Here is a 15,285-nt window from a genome sequence, read left to right on the forward strand (position 1 = left end):
CGCCCCTCCCGTGAAGTGGTTCCATAAAAGACAAAAACAAATCTATTTATTGATCGCCGGGGTGCTCATTCTGGGCTCCTTCGCGGGCTTCGGTGGCTATTTTCTCACCGGTTCCCCCCTGGACGCGGCGGTCGTCGTGGGCCAGCGCAAAATCCCCTATAAACGCTTCCAAGCCATTTACGAGCGGGCCTTGGAACAACAGCGAGCCCAGGGCGGTTCGCCCACGGACCAGCAACGGGATATGCTGAAGCGGGAAATGGTGCAGGCGCTGGTTCAGGAATCGATTTTCTTGGATGAGGCGGACCGTTACGGGGTGGTGGTCACCGACCAGGAATTGGCCCAGATGATTCAATCCGTACCGGAATTTCAAACCCAGGGGCGCTTCGACCCGTCGCGCTACCAGCAGGTGTTGGCCCAAATGCGTCTGTCGATTCCCGACTTCGAGGACGAGCAGCGCCGCCAGGTGCGGATTCAGAAAACCCAATTTCTGATGGCTTCGGGCGTCAAGATCACGCCCCGGGAGTTCGACCGGGCGATTCGCCAAGCCCTGGCCGAGGCCAAACCCGAAGACCGCAAAAAGATTTTGGAGAACCCGGACGCCCTCCGCCAACAATGGCGCGGCCGGCAAATTCAGGCCTCCCTTCAGGAGTGGTACAACGCGGTCAGCCCCCAAATGAAAGTCCGCGTTCAAATCGACAAACTCGAAGGAAAATCCCCCGTCGGATAATTACCGCTTTGCGGGCCGGCGGCCCGCCGCGCGCGCTTTCCCCAGCAGCTCCCGCACCCCCGCCATCGGCAGTCCCACCACGTTATCGAAGGGCCCCCGGTGTTTCTCCACAAAGGGATTCCCCCGGGCCTGGGCCGCGTAGGCCCCCGCTTTGTCCAAATGGCGGTGGGAGTGTCGGGCGATGGCGGCCCGGTCGAGCCGCCGCACTTTAACCTCCGTCCGCCACACCCCCTGCCAGGCGCGCCGTCCCGGCCGCGCCACCAGCGCCAATCCGGTGTAGACACGATGCCAGCGTCCCGAGAGCGCCTCCAACATCCGGCGCGCGTGGCCGGGGGAGGCCGGCTTTCCGAATATTTTTCCCCGAAACACCACCACCGTGTCGGCCCCCAAAACCAAGCCTTCGGGAATTTCCCGGGCCACCGCCCGGGCCTTCAACAGAGCCAGCCGCCGGACGTAACGGTCCGCCCGTTCCCCGCGCCGCCGCGGAGGCTCCACCGCTCCGCTGGGGCGCACCCGAATTTTCCAGGGACCCGCCGACAAAAGTCGGCGGCGCCGGGGCGACGCGGACGCTAAAACGAGCGGAACGCGGCCGGGAAGCGTCGGGGAGCGGGGGGCCCTGCGGCGGGAACCGCGGGGGTTAACGGGCACGGGAACGGGGCGGGGACGCGGTGGAAGTTCGAAGCCAATCCAGATAATCCGAATTTCCCCCGACCACCGGCAGGGCCAGGATTTCGGGCACGTCGTCGGGGTGAAGGGTTTTAATTCGCCGGACCAGATCCGTTAGGCGGGGCCGACGGGTTTTGATTAAAAGCAAATGTTCCGACGTCCGTTCCACTTTTCCCTTCCAACGGTAAACGGAAACGGCCCCGGGAACATCGGTTACGCAGGCCGCCAGCCGTTCTTCGACCAGCGCCTCGGCCAGGCGGCGGGCGGTGCGGGCGTTCGGCGCCGACACCAAGAGGACAACCGTTTTCACTTCGGGCGGTTGAGCGCGTTCTTGAGGCGGCCCGATTTGTAAAGCCGGGCGAAGGATTCCACGCAGGCGGGATCGAATAATTTGCCGGCGCCGCTCTCGAGTTCCTTCAAGGCGACGTCGGGCGGCAGCACTTTTCGGCCCCCACCGCCGTTGGTCAGGGCGTCAAAAGCATCCACCACGGCCAGTACCCGGGATCCGTAGGGTATCTCCCCCGCGGACAATCGGTCCGGATCGCCCAAGCCGTCCCACCGTTCGGTCACGTGCTTCACCAGGCGCGCCGCCTCGGACAGGGCCGGAACGGGGTTGAGGACCGCCGCGCTCACCCGGGATACTTTGGACAGGGCGTCCCGTTCCGCCGCCGTGAGATCGGCTTTTTTCGTGATCAGCTCCGCCGGCAAAGTGGCCAAGCCGATGTTAAAAAGCAAGGCCGCCCATTCCAGTTCCCGCAATTCCTGTTCCCGAAAACCCAAGGTTTCGGCGAGAACGTGGGAAAGGGCGCGGATCCGCTCGTGTCGGCCTTGGTCCAGGGCCGTCCGGGTTTCGATCAAATCGGCGACCAGTCCCAGCACGGACCGGTGGGCGTCCAACAAATCCCGATGCAGGAGGGTTTTTTCCAGAGCGGCGGACCCCATGAGAGCCAAACCGCCCAGGCCGACCACGTCCTCCTCCAAAAACGAACCGCTGTTCCTTTTATTTATCAATTCAATGACGCCCAACAGTCGGCCTTGAGCGGCCAAAGGGGCGACCAAGAGCGTTCGGGTCAGAATTCCCGGGGCCTCGTCAATGGTTTTCGAAAAACGGTCTTCCTTGGTGACGTCCGTGACGCGAAGAATTTCCAAACTTTCGGCCACGGCGCCGGCGATCCCTTCGCCCTTCTTGAAAGCCAGGGAAACGCCTTTGCCGGCCGCCACCGCGGTGGAGGCGGCCAGGGCCAACCGCTCCGTCCGAGCGTCCCACAAGAACACCTGCACCGCCTGGGCGTTCACCAGACGGGCCGCCAACTCCATGAAATTCTTCAGCACCCGGTCCGCCGACAAGGTGAAGGCGAAGGGCTCGACGGATTTGAGGAGCCGGGTCATTTGCTGCGGCGGCGTGGCCGCCTCGGCCATGGCTTTCAGGCGTTCGTTCTCGTCGCCCAGGTCCTTCACGCGGCGCGTGTTTTGATCCTGCACCTGGAGGGCCGCGTCCAGCAGTTTGCGGGTTTCGTCCAGTTGGGCCTGGGCGTCCCGGACCGCCCGCCGGGCTTCTTGAAGTTCGGCCGCCGCGGCCGGATTGGGCTTGGGCGCCTCGGGTTCGACCGCCTTCGGCGCCGGGGCGGGAACGCTTTTCGCCACCGCCGCCCGTTGACGGTGAAGATCAATCACCAGGGCCGTCAAGTGGGCCAACGACACGGCCAATTCCAAATCGCTGGAGGCGAACACGCCTTTGGGAGTTTTGTTGAAGAGTTCCAGGACGCCGAGGGGTGTTTCGTCCAATTGGAGGGGCACGGCCAGGAGATTTCGTATTTCGTAGCGGGCCGCGTCGGCCACGTCTTTGCGGAACACGGCGCTCTTGGTCACGTCGGGAACCGTCACCGGTTCCCGGTTTTGAAACACCTGCCCCACAACGCCCTCGTTCAACTTGACGGGCGAGGCTTTCAAGGCTTTTTCGCGATCGGCCGATTCCGCGGGAGAGAGAGAAACCCAGCGGGCCGCGGCGAAATCAAACTGTCCGGTGGCGGGGTTCGCCAGGAAAACGGTGCCCGCGTCGGCCCCGACCAACTCCATGACGCTCTCCAAAATCTCCGAAAGCACCGATTCGAGTTTGGCCGAGGACCGGGCAAAAAGGGCGATGTGCTCCAAGGCCGCGGCCCGGCGTTCGAGGGCTTTGACGGTGTCGAAATAAACGTCCCGAGCGCCCTTAGCCACGGGGCGCCTCGGGACATCGGACGCGGAGCGGGCAGTCGCCGCAACGGGGAACGGCCCGGCAGTGGGCCTTGGCGTGGGCCACAAAGAGGGCGTGGGCCTCGCGGCAGAACGGAACGCGCCGGGGGAGTTGGCGGTAAAAATAGGCTTGGATCATGTCGGTGTTATTGTAGCGAAAAAGTCGAAGGCGGTGTGCCACACGGCGGGTGTAGGCGTCCACCACAAAAACCGGATGGCGCCCGGCGTAAAGCAAAATGGAATCGGCGGTTTCCGGGCCGAACCCGTTCAAGGCCAAGAGCGCGGATCGGGCCTCGGGCATTGGACGCGCCAACAAACGGTCGAGGCGGCCGCTCCAACGGTCCCGCAGATGGGCGGCCAGCCCGCGCAGGGCCTTCGTTTTTTGACGGAAAAAGCCCGAGGGGCGAATCCATTCCTCAAGCCGGACGGGACGAACCGCGAGCCATCGTTCGGGCCGGAGCGCCCGGGCCCGCCGGAGGGCGTCGAGGGCTTTCTCCACGTTGGTCCAGGCGGTGTTTTGGGTGAGGACCGCGCCGACGGCGACTTCGTATTGCTGAGTCGGCGTCAGGGGTTTTTGGGTCCAGCGGGGATCGTAGCGCGCGGGCCGGCCCGGGGCCGGCGCCACCGGCCACCAGCCCTGGGGGCCGTAACGCGCGAGCAAACGGCCGATCGCCCAGGCGGGCGTGGCGGGAATTATTTTTTTCGGGCGGGGCGTCGTCGGGGGGACCGGGCGTAACGTTCGGCCAAAGCGACGTACCGGCGGGCGTTTTCGCGAATTTCCCGGGCCTCGCCGTCGGTGAGCTTGCGGACCGTGCGCGCGGGGGATCCGAGGGCCAAGCGGCCCGCGTCCACGTGGGCCCCCGGCGGGACCAGGGCCCCGGCGCCCACCAGGGCGCCTTTTTGAACGACGGCCCGGCCCAGGACGATCGCGCCCATGCCGATCAACGCGTCGTCTTCGACGGTGCAGGAGTGCAGGATCGCCCCGTGGCCGACGGTGATGCCGTTTCCCAAAACGGTCGGGACGCCGTGGTCGGTGTGAATCACCGCGTTGTCTTGGACGTTCGTGCTTTCGCCCAGGACGATGGGCTCGATGTCGCCCCGGAGCACAGCGCCCGGCCAAACGGAGGCGTGGGGACCGATGCGCACCCGGCCGATCACGGTGGCCGCCGGATCCACGTAGGCGGTGGGGTGAACGACGGGCGTGTCGAGACCCAGGGCGCGGATCACCGGGCCCGTCCGCCGCCCAGACAGTGAAGCAAGACGGCTTTTTGCACGTGCAACCGGTTCTCCGCCTGGTCGAAGACCACGGACCGGGGTCCTTCCAAAACGGCGGCCGTGATTTCCTCGCCGCGATGCGCGGGCAGGCAATGCATCACCACGGCTCGCGGAGCGGCCAGGGAAAGCAGTTGATCGTTGATTTGATAGGGGCGGAAGACCGTACGCCTTTTTTCGGCCTCGGTTTCCTGCCCCATGGAGGTCCACACGTCGGTGTAGACCACGTCGGCGCCGCGAACCGCGGCGGCGGGATCCCGGGTCAGGTCCACCGACCCGCCGGAGGCGCGGGACAATTCGGCCGCCTTTTGCTGCACCGCGGCGTCGGGGGCGTAACCGGCGGGCGTCGCCGCGACAAATTGGAGGCCCAGAACGCCGGCCGCGAGCATCCAGGAATGGGTCATGTTGTTGCCGTCGCCCACGTAGGCGAACCGGAGTCGACGCAGATCGCCGGTCTTTTTGAGCCGGAAGGCTTCCAGGGCCGTTTGAAGGTCCGCCAGCACCTGGCAGGGGTGCTCTTTGTCGGTCAGGCCGTTGATGACCGGGATGTCGGCGTGGCGCGCCAATTCTTCCACGTCGACGTGGCGGTTGGCCCGCATCAGGAGACCGGACAGATAGCGGGACAGGGTGCGGGCCGTGTCGGCCATGGTTTCCCCCCGGCCGATTTGCAAATTGCGCGCGTCCAGCGTCAGGGCGTGGCCGCCCAATTCCACCATGGCGACCGCGAAAGACACGGAGGTGCGCGTCGACGGTTTCTCAAAAATCATGCCCAGGGTTTTCCCGGCGAGTCGCCGGTCGGGGCGACGCCGGGCCTTGAGGCGTCGGGCCTCGGTCAACAGCCCGTCGATGTCCCGGGCGGAAAGTTCGGCCATGGAAAGTAAATCGTGTTTGAGGTTGGTCATGGAAAAATCCTTCTTGAGATCGTCAGCGGCCCCAGTCGGGGGAAAAGGAACGGCCCGGAATGTTGCTCAATCGCCGGGGGTTGGACCCGTCGGCGTTCATCACCCAGAGCTCGGGCCGTCCACGGCGGGAACTGGTGAACACCAGGTGCCGGCCGTTGGGCGACCAGGCCGCGTTTTCGTTGTTGCCTTCCCCGAACGTCAGCCGGGTGGAACGCCCGGTGGCGACCTCCAGGGTGTAAATGTCGTAGTTGCCTTTCAGGCTCATGGTGAAGGCCAGCAGGTGGCCCAGGGGCGACCACCCGGGGGAATCGCACTGCCCCTCGGTGGTCAGGCGCTGGAGGTTCGCGCCGCTGGTGTCCATGGCGTAAATCTGGGGCGGCCCCGGGCGGTCCGAGGTGAAAGCCAGGCGCAGCCCGTCGGGGGAGAGCGTGGGCGCCGTGTCCGCGGCGGAGGAGTTCGTGAGGGTCTTGATCACCCGGCCCTCCAAGTCCACTTGGTGCAAATTGGGCTCCCGGCCCAGGGACAGGGTGGCGATCAGGGATTTCCCGTCCGGGGTCCAGGCGGCCGCGCTGTTCAGCCCGTCGTAGCGGCACACCACGCGGCGGTCCTTGCCGTTGGACCGCATGACGTGGATTTCGGGCCCGCCGTTTTTGTAGGAGGTGAAAACGATCCATTCGCCGTCCGGCGAAAATTTGGGGAACAGGGCGATGGAGCGGTCGTTGGTCAGGCGTTCAAAATGGGAACCGTCGTAATCGACCGCGCAGATTTCCTTCTTGCCGGTGGCGTCGTTGGCGAAAACGATGCGGGTGGAAGCGACGCCGGCTTGGCCGGTGAAATATTTGATGATTTCGTCCGCCCACCGGTGGGCGGTGCGACGGCCGTCCTCGTCCTGGGGCAGGGATTTGGCCAGAAGCGTTTTTCCGGTGCCGACGTCCCGAAGCGTTCCTTCGAAGGTCGGGCGACCGAAGCCGCCGCCCGTGAGCCGGCCGCCCGCCACGACCTCGGCGCCCAGGCGCGACCAACCTTCCAAATTCACGGTCGACCCTTCGCCGACGGGGCCGCCTTCAATTAAAGTGAAAAGTCCGGTGAATTCCAGGTCCCGTTTCAGGGTGTCGGAAAAATCCTTGCCCGCGGCCGGGGAGCCCGGCTCGGCGGTGACGTCCATGAGTCCCAAGTCCGTTTTTTCGCCCCGGCTGGAAAGTTCCAGGTAGAGGGAGTCGGCGGCTCGACCGCCGACGGGCAACGCGAAAAGGAACAGGAGGGCCCAACGCTTCATGGGGAGAGAAACGCCTTAGGGCGCCTTGGGGGCCGCGGCGGGGGCCGCCTTGGGCGCGGGCTTGGGTTTCGCCGCGGGCTTGGGCTTGGCCGGGGTTTTCTTGGGTTCTTCGCTGCGCAGAGCGGCCAATCGTTGACGCGCCGTTTGGGATTCCTTGCGGTGGGGGTACGTCTTCGTCACCGATTCATACACGTCGATGGCGTCGGCCGTCTGACCCTGGGTTTCCAAAACCTGGCCTTTGCGGACCAGGGCCGCGGCCACGTAGGGGCTCTTGGCGTGGTCCGCCAGCACCGCGTCGTAGGCCGCCAGAGCGTCCGGAAGATCGTTTTGGGCGAGGTGGATTTCGCCGATCATGTACTGGGCCAAAGGCGCGCGCTCGGTGTCCCCGTATTGGTCCAAGTAGGTTTGGAAGGTGGTGAGCGCCTGGTCGTAGCGGCGATGGTCGTAGTCGCTCTGGGCGGCGGTGAAGAGACGCGAGGGCGACGGGGCGGGAAGGGATTTGACGCCTTGCAGGGTTTTCACCACCGTGTCCAGGCGGTTGGTGATGTTTTTGTCCAGATCGTCCAAGCGATTGGCCAGGGAGGCCATGCGGTCGTCGCTTTCCTCCAGATGGGCCGAGACCACGTCCAGGTTGCGGTTCAAGTCGCCCATTTTGGCGAGCACATCGGCCTGGTTGCCCTGAAGGGCATCCTGGTTTTCCTTCAACGCGGTCTGGAATTCCCCCTGGGCGCTTTGCTGGGCGTTCAAGGCGGACTGAAGTCGAATGATGTCGGCCCGCAGATCCTCCATTTCCTGCCGGGTGGCCAAGCAGCCCCCCAACGGCAGAAAAGCGAAAAGAAGCGCCGCAAAACGACCGTGATGCGTCGTCATTTCGGCAGGGGAATCTGGACGGCGGCGGGGGCCCGGAGGGTCGTTTCGCCCCGGCGGTTTTGGCGCCAGCAATCTTCGTCCGACTGGGTGCAGACGGGCCGTTCTTCGCCGTAGGAGATGCCGCTCAAGAGGGCCCGGGGAATGCCCAGGGAGGCGTAATAATTCTGCAGGGCGTTGGCCCGGCTTTGGCCGAGGGCCAGATTGTATTCCAAGGTTCCCCGCTCGTCGCAATGGCCTTCGACGCGGATTTTAACCCCGGGGGACGCTTTAAGGACCGTCTTCAAAACGGCGGCGTTCTTTTTGAGAGACGCCCGGGCGTTATCGGACAACTCGGCCCGCATGCCTTCAAAATAGACGGCGTCCAGGAAACCGGGAGCGGCGGCCCAATCGGTTCCCACCGAAAGGGTCGGAACGGCCGGGGCGGCGGCCTCGGGGGCGACGGGAACGGCCGCTTCGGGGGCCGGCGTTTCCGGTTCGGGGCCCTTGGCCTTGGGGCATCCGGTCAGAAGGATTCCGGCCGCCAGCCAAGGCGACAACCGGAAAAGAGAAAAAGCGGAATTTCGCATATAAAGGACTCCTTATTTCGTGAATGGCAAAATTGTGGGGGCAAGGTTAGTTAATCATATTCCCGCGCCGTCTGGCAAGCGCGTTGCGGCCGGGTTCAAAATCTGCTATTCTTTACGTCTCAAACCATGTTCTCCCCGGTGGACCTTTTTTCGTTGTCGACCGCCCACGAGCGTGTTCAGGAACGCCTCCGAAGCGCCGCCCGCCGTGCCGGCCGGCGCCCGGAGGACATCGACCTTGTGGCCGTGACCAAGAATCAACCCCCCGAAAGGGCCGCCGAGGCCGTCCGGTTGGGCTACCGGCAATTGGGCGAGAGCCGGGTCCAGGAAGCGGCCGGCAAACGAACCGCCCTGGCGGATTTGGGCGGGCCCGAAGTCCGGTGGCACCTGATCGGCCATTTGCAGTCCAACAAAACCCGCCGGGCGGTGGAACTTTTTGATTGCGTGCAATCGGTGGACAGCCTGAAACTCGCGCGGCTTTTGAATCAGGAAGGCGAACGCCGGGCTCAACCCGTGTCCTGCCTGGTGGAAGTCAAGATCTCGGACGAACCCGCCAAACAGGGTCTTCCCCCCGGGGAGATCGACCGGTTTCTGGAAGAGGCCGCGCGACTGTCCTTTTTGCGCATTGAGGGCTTGATGGGCGTGGCGCCCCTGGGCGAAACCCCCGAATCCGCCCGCCCATCCTTTCGAAGATTGAACGCGCTGTTTGAGCGGCTCCAAAGTCATTTCCTCGGAGGGCGACCCATTCTTTCCATGGGCATGTCCCAGGATTTTGAGGTGGCCATTGAAGAAGGCAGCACGATGATCCGCGTGGGCACGGCGCTCTTCGGCCCCCGGCCCGAGTGAGCGCCCGCGGCCCGCGCCTCGCCGTGATGGGCGGGGGCAACATGGGCGGGGCCCTCGTGGGCGGTCTTTTGGCCGCCCGAAGCCGCCGCGCCGCCGACATCGTCGTGGTTGAAATCGACGCCGCTCGCCGCCGGGAATTGAAGAAGAAGTGGGGCGTGGGAACCACCGAAGATCCGCGGGCCGCCGTTCAAGGGGCCGACGCCGTGGTTTTGGCGGTCAAGCCCCAGCAAATGAACGATCTTTTGGGCGCCTTGGCCGGCGCCGTCCGGCCGTCCCAGGTGGTGGTTTCGGTGGCGGCCGGCGTGACCACCGCGGCCATCGAAAACGCCCTCGGCGCGGTGCCCGTGGTGCGGGCCATGCCCAACACCCCGGCCTTGATTCGGGCGGGCGCCATGGTCTATTGCCTGGGCCGGTCCGCCCGGGCCGCCCACGAAACCCGGGCGCGAAAAATTTTGTCGGCCGTCGGTCCCCTTTGGAAGGTGGACGAGAAAGACATGGACGCGGTGACGGCCCTGTCGGGCTCCGGCCCCGCCTACGTTTTTTATCTGGCCGAAGCGATGGCCGCCGCCGGCGCGGCCCTGGGCCTGGCGGCCCCGCTGGCCGAGGCCCTGGCCCGGCAGACGGTGTACGGGGCGGGACGCCTCCTGGCGGAATCGTCGGAGGCCCCGGGCGAACTGCGCCGGAAAGTCACGAGCCCCGGCGGCACCACCCAGGCCGCCCTGGAGGTGCTCGAGGCGGCGGGCGTCAAACCCATTTTCGAGAAGGCCCTGGACGCGGCCCGACGGCGATCGAGCGAATTGTCGTCGTCGGCCCGCGGACCCCAGGCCCCAAAGGAGAGCAACCCATGATCATTCGTGTCCGAGTGATACCCAACGCGGTACGCAGCGAAGTGGTCGGGCGCATCGGTTCCACCGTCCGCGTCAAAGTGGCCGCCCCGGCCATCGACGGCAAAGCCAACAACGAGCTGACCACCTTCCTCGCCGAGTTCTTCGAGGTCAAAAACCGCGGGGTCAAGATCGTTCGCGGCCAAAACGGCAAAGAAAAAACCGTGGAGATTTCCGGCCGGGCGGAAGAAGAGCTCGAAGAAGTGATGGAGACCATTCCCTAAGCCGCGGGCCTTCCTCGTCCCCGCCGTGCGCGGGGGCGGGGCCGCGCCGTTTCATGCCCCTGTCCCCCTACCGCTGGTCCGGCCGGCGCCTGTGGATCCTGGAACAACGGGATCTGCCCGGCCGTCGGCGTTTCTTCGCCTGCCGCACCGCCGCGGACGTGGCCCGCGCCATCCGCGACATGTCCGTCCGGGGCGCTCCCGCCATCGGCAACGCCGCCGCCTTCGGCCTGGCCTTGGCCGCCCGGGAGCGCGTCTTCCGCCGCCCCGGCGACTTGGTCCGCCATCTTGAAAAGGCGCGCGCCCTTCTGGCCGCCACGCGCCCCACCGCTGTTAATTTATTCTGGGCCCTGGAACGCATGGCCCGCTTGTGGCGAACCGCCCCGGACGCCCGGCTCCCCGCGCGCCTCGAACGGGAGGCCCGGGCCATCCACGCGGAAGATTTGGCCGGCTGCCGGCGCATCGGCGCCGCGGGCGCCGGGCTCCTGCCCCGGGGCGCCGTCGTCCTCACCCACTGCAACGCCGGCGCGCTGGCCACCGCGGGCCACGGCACGGCGCTGGGCGTGATCCGGTCCGCCCACGCCGCCGGCAAAATAAAAAAAGTTTACGTCGATGAAACACGGCCCTACCTCCAAGGGGCGCGCCTCACGGCCTGGGAGCTCGACCGGGAAGGCATCCCCTACGAAATTTTGACCGACAACATGGCGGGCCACATCCTGAAAACCGAGCGGGTGGACGCCGTGGTGGTCGGCGCCGACCGCATCGCCGCCAACGGCGACACCGCCAACAAAATCGGCACCTACCCCCTGGCCGTGTTGGCCCGGCATCACGGGGTCCCTTTCTACGTGGCCGCGCCCTTTTCCACCATCGACCCGAACACCGCCACCGGCCGGGACATTCCCATCGAGGAACGGTCCGTGGCCGAAGTCACCTTCTTCCGTGGAATTCCCATCGCCCCCCGGGGCGCGCGGGCCCGCCACCCGGGGTTCGATGTCACCCCGGCGGATCTCGTAACCGCGCTGGTCACCGACCGGGGGGTCCTTCGACCACCCAATCGGGCGGGACTTCGCCGCCTTCAAAAATTCTCGTCATAAATCCGGTACAGCCGGTTTCCGTCTTCATCGACCCGCGCCGGTTGACCGAAAACATATTCCAGCAACCATCGGGTGTCCCGGGCCGCGGCCGCTGAAAACCCCGGCAAACCCGGGTGAAAAATGGCGTATTTAATTTTCCATCGAGTGAAAATCCCCTGGCCATCCCGGCGCAGGCTCTTCAAACGGGAGGCCAACCAGGGACTCTCCCGCAACGAAGAAATAACGCCGGGGTGGGTTAATTCATACACCAAGGGGGTCTCCTCCGTAAAACGGAGAGAGGCTTCCGTGTAGCGGGGAGGACTTCCCAGCACCAAGGGATGGCCGTGCCGGGTCTGGTAGCGCATATAGGTGTACCCGATCACGGGGGTTTCGGGGGTGGCCGGCGAAAGAGCCTGGGGGAGTTCCAGCAAGGCGAAATCCCCCGGATCGGCGCGGAGGGTTTCGTAAACCGAAGGAACCGCGGCGGGGGCCTTCCATCCGCCCAAGGCCCCCAAATCGAACTCCCAAAATCGAAAAACCAAGAGACCCCCCACCACCGCGGCCCCCCACCACCGGGACCGGTTTTTTAGGAGCTCCGCCAAAACCAGCGACGCCAGGACCGACGACGCCAGGAGCGCCAAGGCCCATGTCCGGGACACCGCACGGAATTGCGAAGCGAGGGGAAGCCTTTCGAGAAAAGCGCCCGGGAGGGGAAAGGGAGAGGGGGCGGAGGATCGGATTTTCAAGTGAGCGCCCAGGCTCAGCACACCGGCCCACAAAAATAGGAATCCCCACAACCGAAAGCGGGCGTCTCGTCGAAAGCGGATTCCCGCGGCGCCCATCCCGAGGAGCGCGAGGACTTCCCATCCCAAGAACGCCGTATTTTCCTCGGCCGAATGGGGAACGCCGCCCAGCGGGCGCAAAAATTGAACCCAGGCGCTCGGATGCCAGGAAGGCATGTCGATCACCGACGCCAGGATCATGCTGAGCCGTGTGTCGCCGCCTTTCCACCGCCCGTAATGGGCCACGAGCGGGGCGTAGAGACATCCCTCGGCGAGGCTCACAAGCAGCAGACCGCCGAGAAGAACGATCCACGGCGCGCCGACGGGCCGGCCCCGGAAAAATTCCGGGGCACGCGCCCCTTCAAAAACGGTCAACCCCAGAAGGAACAACACCCCCATCGTGTACGTGGCGTAGGGACCCGTGAGTCCCAGAAGGCCCCACCCCAGCACCACGCCGATCGCTCGTCCCGCCGACGCCCGCTCCCGGAAGCGGAGAACCGCGGCGGCGAACAACGGACCGGCGAAAAGCGACGCGGCCCCTATTTGGCCGAAAGCGTGCTGGGCGATGGTATAATCGCTGAACGCGAAAACAAAAGCGCCGAAAAACGACGCCGCCGGATGGCGGGTCATATGGTAAATCAAGAAATAGGCGGCGGCGCCATTGAGGACGAACAAACCCATCATCACCGCGTTGGTCCCGGCCACGAGGGTTCCACCGCGGCTTAACAGCACCCCGGCGGCCTCGCACAGGGGCGACACCGTCAACACCGGCAGACCGTCGGGGTACATCAACATTCGGGTGAAGAACAAGGGGGACCCGGTGCGAAAGGCGTGGTCCCACCACCAGGAAAGCCAAAGGTAAACGGGGCCCACCATGTCGCCCCCCAGAAGAAACCGGCTCGGCGCGGCGAGGACGTCCCGGTGGAGGAACGCCGTCAACAAAACCAACGCGCCCAGCGCGACGAAATAATGGGCTCCGGCGCGAACCGCCGATACCGTCCGAGCCCCTTCTCGGGCCAAACGCATGACATCTCCTTTGGCCGGACATCGGCCACAACGCTCCAGGAAGCGTTCACGATGAACGGCGGGGTCGAGTTCCTCCACGACGTTTCCGAGCCAATTTAGCATTTCATCCCAAGGAGTCGTCGCCACGATTGTCAAGCTCCCCCTCTATTCCCGTTGGTCCGTTTTCCTGGGGACCACGGTCTTTTTAGCGACCGCGGCGGTGCATTTCCCGGTCCTGGGCCTGGGTTTCCTTAACTGGGACGACAACCACAACCTCCTCCTCAACGAGCCGTTTCTGGCGGGGGGTGTTGGGGCCCTCCGATGGGCGTGGACCACCTATTATTCCGGACTCTACATGCCGCTCACCTGGATGAGCTTCGGCCTGGACAAAGCCCTTTGGGGTCTCGTCCCTTTCGGTTTCCATCTGACCAACTGGGTTCTGCACGCCGTCAACGCGGTCCTTTTTTTCTCTCTGTCCTTGGCTTTGTTCCGACACGACCCGGAATCCGTCCCCCCCTCGCCCCGCGGGGCGGTGGCCGCCGCCTTGGCCGCACTCCTCTTTTCCATCCACCCGCTCCGAGTGGAATCCGTGGCCTGGATCACGGAACGAAAGGATGTGCTGGGCGGATTTTTCTTTTTGCTCTCCCTTCTTCTCTATGTTCACGCGGCCGATCCCCGGGCCGGAAAACGGGCGCGGGGTCTTCGAACCTTGTCGTTGGGGTCTTATCTTTTTTCGCTCCTGAGCAAACCCATTGCCCTGGGCGGGCCCTTGATTTTATTGGCGTTGGACTATTTCCCCCTTCAACGGTGGACGGACCGCCGTTCTCTTCCCGCTCTTGTTCGTGAAAAAATTCCCCACTTCGCCTTGGCCGGGGCCGGAGCCCTTCTGGCCCTGGCGACCGGGGGCCGCCCTTCCGCTGACACCTACGGGTGGGACGCCCGGCTCACGCAATCCTTGGCCTGTCTCCCCTTCTACCTGCTGAAGACTTTCTGGCCAAACTCCTTGGCCCCGGTCCATGAATTCGCCTGGGATATGAACGTGTTTTCCTTTCCGGCGGGCGGGTACGCTTTGGGGGGAATCGCTTTGATGGCGCTGATTTTTTGGGCGCGGGCGCGGGCGCCGGGCTTTTTTGTCGCCGGGATCGTGTATCTGGCTCTTCTCGCCCCCATCGCCGGCCTCTTGCATAGGGGACCCCAATGGGCCGCCGATCGGTATACGTATTTATCCTGCCTGGGCTGGGCCGTATTGGCCGGGGGCCTGGGGGCCCGATGGGTCTTCCGGGCGCCCCGGGCACTCTCCACGATCTTGGTCCTGGCCGCCATCGCCTTGCTCGGAGGCTTGGCCACAACCACTCGGGCGTATATCCCGTGCTGGCGCGATTCGGAAAGCCTTTGGCGACGGGAGCTGGAAATCTATCCCTGGTCTTACCTCGGCAACTACAATCTGGGAACGACCCTCTTGGAACGAGATCGTCCCGCCGACGCCCTGCCATTTCTGACCGCTTCCATTCGCCTCCATCCCGAGGTGCCCGACACCTACAACAACCGGGGCCGAGCCTTGCTTGCCCTCGGCCGGCCGGAAGACGCCGGGACGGATTTCAGTCGCGCCCTGGCGTTGAATCCGGCCATGGCCGAAGCCCGGGTCAATCGGGGGCAGGCGTTCATGAACCGGCGGCGGTTCGCCGAGGCCGCCCTGGATTTCGCCGAAGCGGCGCGCCTGCGCCCGGACTGGACGTCGGCCTGGATCAAATTGGGCCTGGCCCGGCGCTTGGCCGGGGATTTGCCCGGGGCCGCCGCGGCTTTTCGCCGGGCGCTGGACCTGGACCCGCAACAGGAATCCGTTCGCCGCTGGCTGGCCGAGCTTCCCGCGTCCTAAGGCCGGCGGTTTCGCTCCCGTCGCCGATCAGCTACAATAGTCGCCGTGAAACCCCCGAAGTTTTCCGTGCATCTTCCCAAAACGAGTTTC

16 protein-coding genes are annotated in these 15,285 nt (G+C 65.1%); 6 read left to right on the plus strand and 10 right to left on the minus strand.

Going from position 1 to position 15,285, the window contains the following annotated elements; translation table 11 throughout:
- Positions 1-10: 10 nt before the first annotated feature.
- Complete coding sequence (locus IPP68_08280; GenBank protein ID MBL0350357.1) at positions 11-727, plus strand: SurA N-terminal domain-containing protein; 717 nt, start codon at positions 11-13, stop codon at positions 725-727.
- Here IPP68_08280 and maf read toward each other — a convergent pair whose 3' ends face one another.
- From maf to IPP68_08325, 9 genes are read right to left on the minus strand one after another with little or no spacing between them, the layout of a single operon-like run.
- Complete coding sequence (gene maf / locus IPP68_08285; protein MBL0350358.1) at positions 728-1,375, minus strand: septum formation protein Maf; 648 nt, start codon at positions 1,373-1,375, stop codon at positions 728-730.
- A complete protein-coding gene (locus IPP68_08290) occupies positions 1,365-1,703 on the minus strand; it encodes a divalent-cation tolerance protein CutA (protein MBL0350359.1) in 339 nt (112 codons plus the stop codon). The genes maf and IPP68_08290 overlap by 11 nt, the downstream gene beginning before the upstream one ends.
- A complete protein-coding gene (locus IPP68_08295; GenBank protein MBL0350360.1) occupies positions 1,700-3,610 on the minus strand; it encodes a GAF domain-containing protein in 1,911 nt (636 codons plus the stop codon). The genes IPP68_08290 and IPP68_08295 overlap by 4 nt, the downstream gene beginning before the upstream one ends.
- Positions 3,603-4,286, minus strand: a complete 684-nt coding sequence (locus tag IPP68_08300) for a hypothetical protein (protein ID MBL0350361.1) — start codon at positions 4,284-4,286, stop codon at positions 3,603-3,605. The genes IPP68_08295 and IPP68_08300 overlap by 8 nt, the downstream gene beginning before the upstream one ends.
- A gap of 32 nt (positions 4,287-4,318) precedes the next feature.
- Positions 4,319-4,852, minus strand: coding sequence for a gamma carbonic anhydrase family protein (locus IPP68_08305; protein MBL0350362.1), 534 nt, complete (start codon positions 4,850-4,852; stop codon positions 4,319-4,321).
- Entirely contained in the window at positions 4,849-5,799 is a 951-nt protein-coding gene (argF, locus tag IPP68_08310; protein MBL0350363.1) for an ornithine carbamoyltransferase, read from the minus strand. The genes IPP68_08305 and argF overlap by 4 nt, the downstream gene beginning before the upstream one ends.
- 22 nt (positions 5,800-5,821) lie before the next feature.
- Positions 5,822-7,075, minus strand: a complete 1,254-nt coding sequence (locus IPP68_08315; GenBank protein MBL0350364.1) for a PD40 domain-containing protein — start codon at positions 7,073-7,075, stop codon at positions 5,822-5,824.
- 15 nt (positions 7,076-7,090) lie between these two features.
- Entirely contained in the window at positions 7,091-7,945 is an 855-nt protein-coding gene (locus IPP68_08320; protein MBL0350365.1) for a tetratricopeptide repeat protein, read from the minus strand.
- A complete protein-coding gene (locus IPP68_08325) occupies positions 7,942-8,286 on the minus strand; it encodes an OmpA family protein (GenBank protein MBL0350366.1) in 345 nt (114 codons plus the stop codon). The genes IPP68_08320 and IPP68_08325 overlap by 4 nt, the downstream gene beginning before the upstream one ends.
- Before the next feature lie 351 nt (positions 8,287-8,637).
- Here IPP68_08325 and IPP68_08330 point away from each other — a divergent pair, with 351 nt between their 5' ends.
- From IPP68_08330 to mtnA, 4 genes are read left to right on the plus strand one after another with little or no spacing between them, the layout of a single operon-like run.
- The gene (locus tag IPP68_08330; GenBank protein MBL0350367.1) at positions 8,638-9,354 is read left to right on the plus strand and encodes a YggS family pyridoxal phosphate-dependent enzyme; all 717 of its coding nucleotides are present in this window, start codon (positions 8,638-8,640) and stop codon (positions 9,352-9,354) included.
- A gap of 26 nt (positions 9,355-9,380) precedes the next feature.
- The gene (locus IPP68_08335; protein MBL0350368.1) at positions 9,381-10,202 is read left to right on the plus strand and encodes a pyrroline-5-carboxylate reductase; all 822 of its coding nucleotides are present in this window, start codon (positions 9,381-9,383) and stop codon (positions 10,200-10,202) included.
- The gene (locus IPP68_08340) at positions 10,199-10,462 is read left to right on the plus strand and encodes a YggU family protein (protein ID MBL0350369.1); all 264 of its coding nucleotides are present in this window, start codon (positions 10,199-10,201) and stop codon (positions 10,460-10,462) included. The genes IPP68_08335 and IPP68_08340 overlap by 4 nt, the downstream gene beginning before the upstream one ends.
- 53 nt (positions 10,463-10,515) lie before the next feature.
- The gene (gene mtnA / locus IPP68_08345; GenBank protein ID MBL0350370.1) at positions 10,516-11,553 is read left to right on the plus strand and encodes an S-methyl-5-thioribose-1-phosphate isomerase; all 1,038 of its coding nucleotides are present in this window, start codon (positions 10,516-10,518) and stop codon (positions 11,551-11,553) included.
- Here mtnA and IPP68_08350 read toward each other — a convergent pair.
- Positions 11,535-13,340, minus strand: coding sequence for a hypothetical protein (locus tag IPP68_08350; GenBank protein ID MBL0350371.1), 1,806 nt, complete (start codon positions 13,338-13,340; stop codon positions 11,535-11,537). The two genes, mtnA and IPP68_08350, sit on opposite strands and share 19 nt — an antisense overlap.
- A 199-nt stretch (positions 13,341-13,539) precedes the next feature.
- Here IPP68_08350 and IPP68_08355 point away from each other — a divergent pair, with 199 nt between their 5' ends.
- Entirely contained in the window at positions 13,540-15,195 is a 1,656-nt protein-coding gene (locus IPP68_08355; protein MBL0350372.1) for a tetratricopeptide repeat protein, read from the plus strand.
- The last annotated feature ends 90 nt before the right edge of the window (positions 15,196-15,285 follow it).

The organism is Elusimicrobiota bacterium, from assembly GCA_016722575.1.
Lineage (GTDB): Bacteria > Elusimicrobiota > Elusimicrobia > FEN-1173 > FEN-1173 > JADKIY01.

Coding starts and splice junctions, on each gene's coding strand:
- argF (MBL0350363.1), bottom strand. CDS start 5,799: ATGACCAACCTCAAACACGATTTACTTTCCATGGCCGAACTTTCCGCC.
- IPP68_08315 (MBL0350364.1), bottom strand. CDS start 7,075: ATGAAGCGTTGGGCCCTCCTGTTCCTTTTCGCGTTGCCCGTCGGCGGT.
- IPP68_08320 (MBL0350365.1), bottom strand. CDS start 7,945: ATGACGACGCATCACGGTCGTTTTGCGGCGCTTCTTTTCGCTTTTCTG.
- IPP68_08325 (MBL0350366.1), bottom strand. CDS start 8,286: ATGCGGGCCGAGTTGTCCGATAACGCCCGGGCGTCTCTCAAAAAGAAC.
- IPP68_08330 (MBL0350367.1), top strand. CDS start 8,638: ATGTTCTCCCCGGTGGACCTTTTTTCGTTGTCGACCGCCCACGAGCGT.
- IPP68_08335 (MBL0350368.1), top strand. CDS start 9,381: ATGGGCGGGGGCAACATGGGCGGGGCCCTCGTGGGCGGTCTTTTGGCC.
- IPP68_08340 (MBL0350369.1), top strand. CDS start 10,199: ATGATCATTCGTGTCCGAGTGATACCCAACGCGGTACGCAGCGAAGTG.
- mtnA (MBL0350370.1), top strand. CDS start 10,516: ATGCCCCTGTCCCCCTACCGCTGGTCCGGCCGGCGCCTGTGGATCCTG.
- IPP68_08350 (MBL0350371.1), bottom strand. CDS start 13,340: ATGCGTTTGGCCCGAGAAGGGGCTCGGACGGTATCGGCGGTTCGCGCC.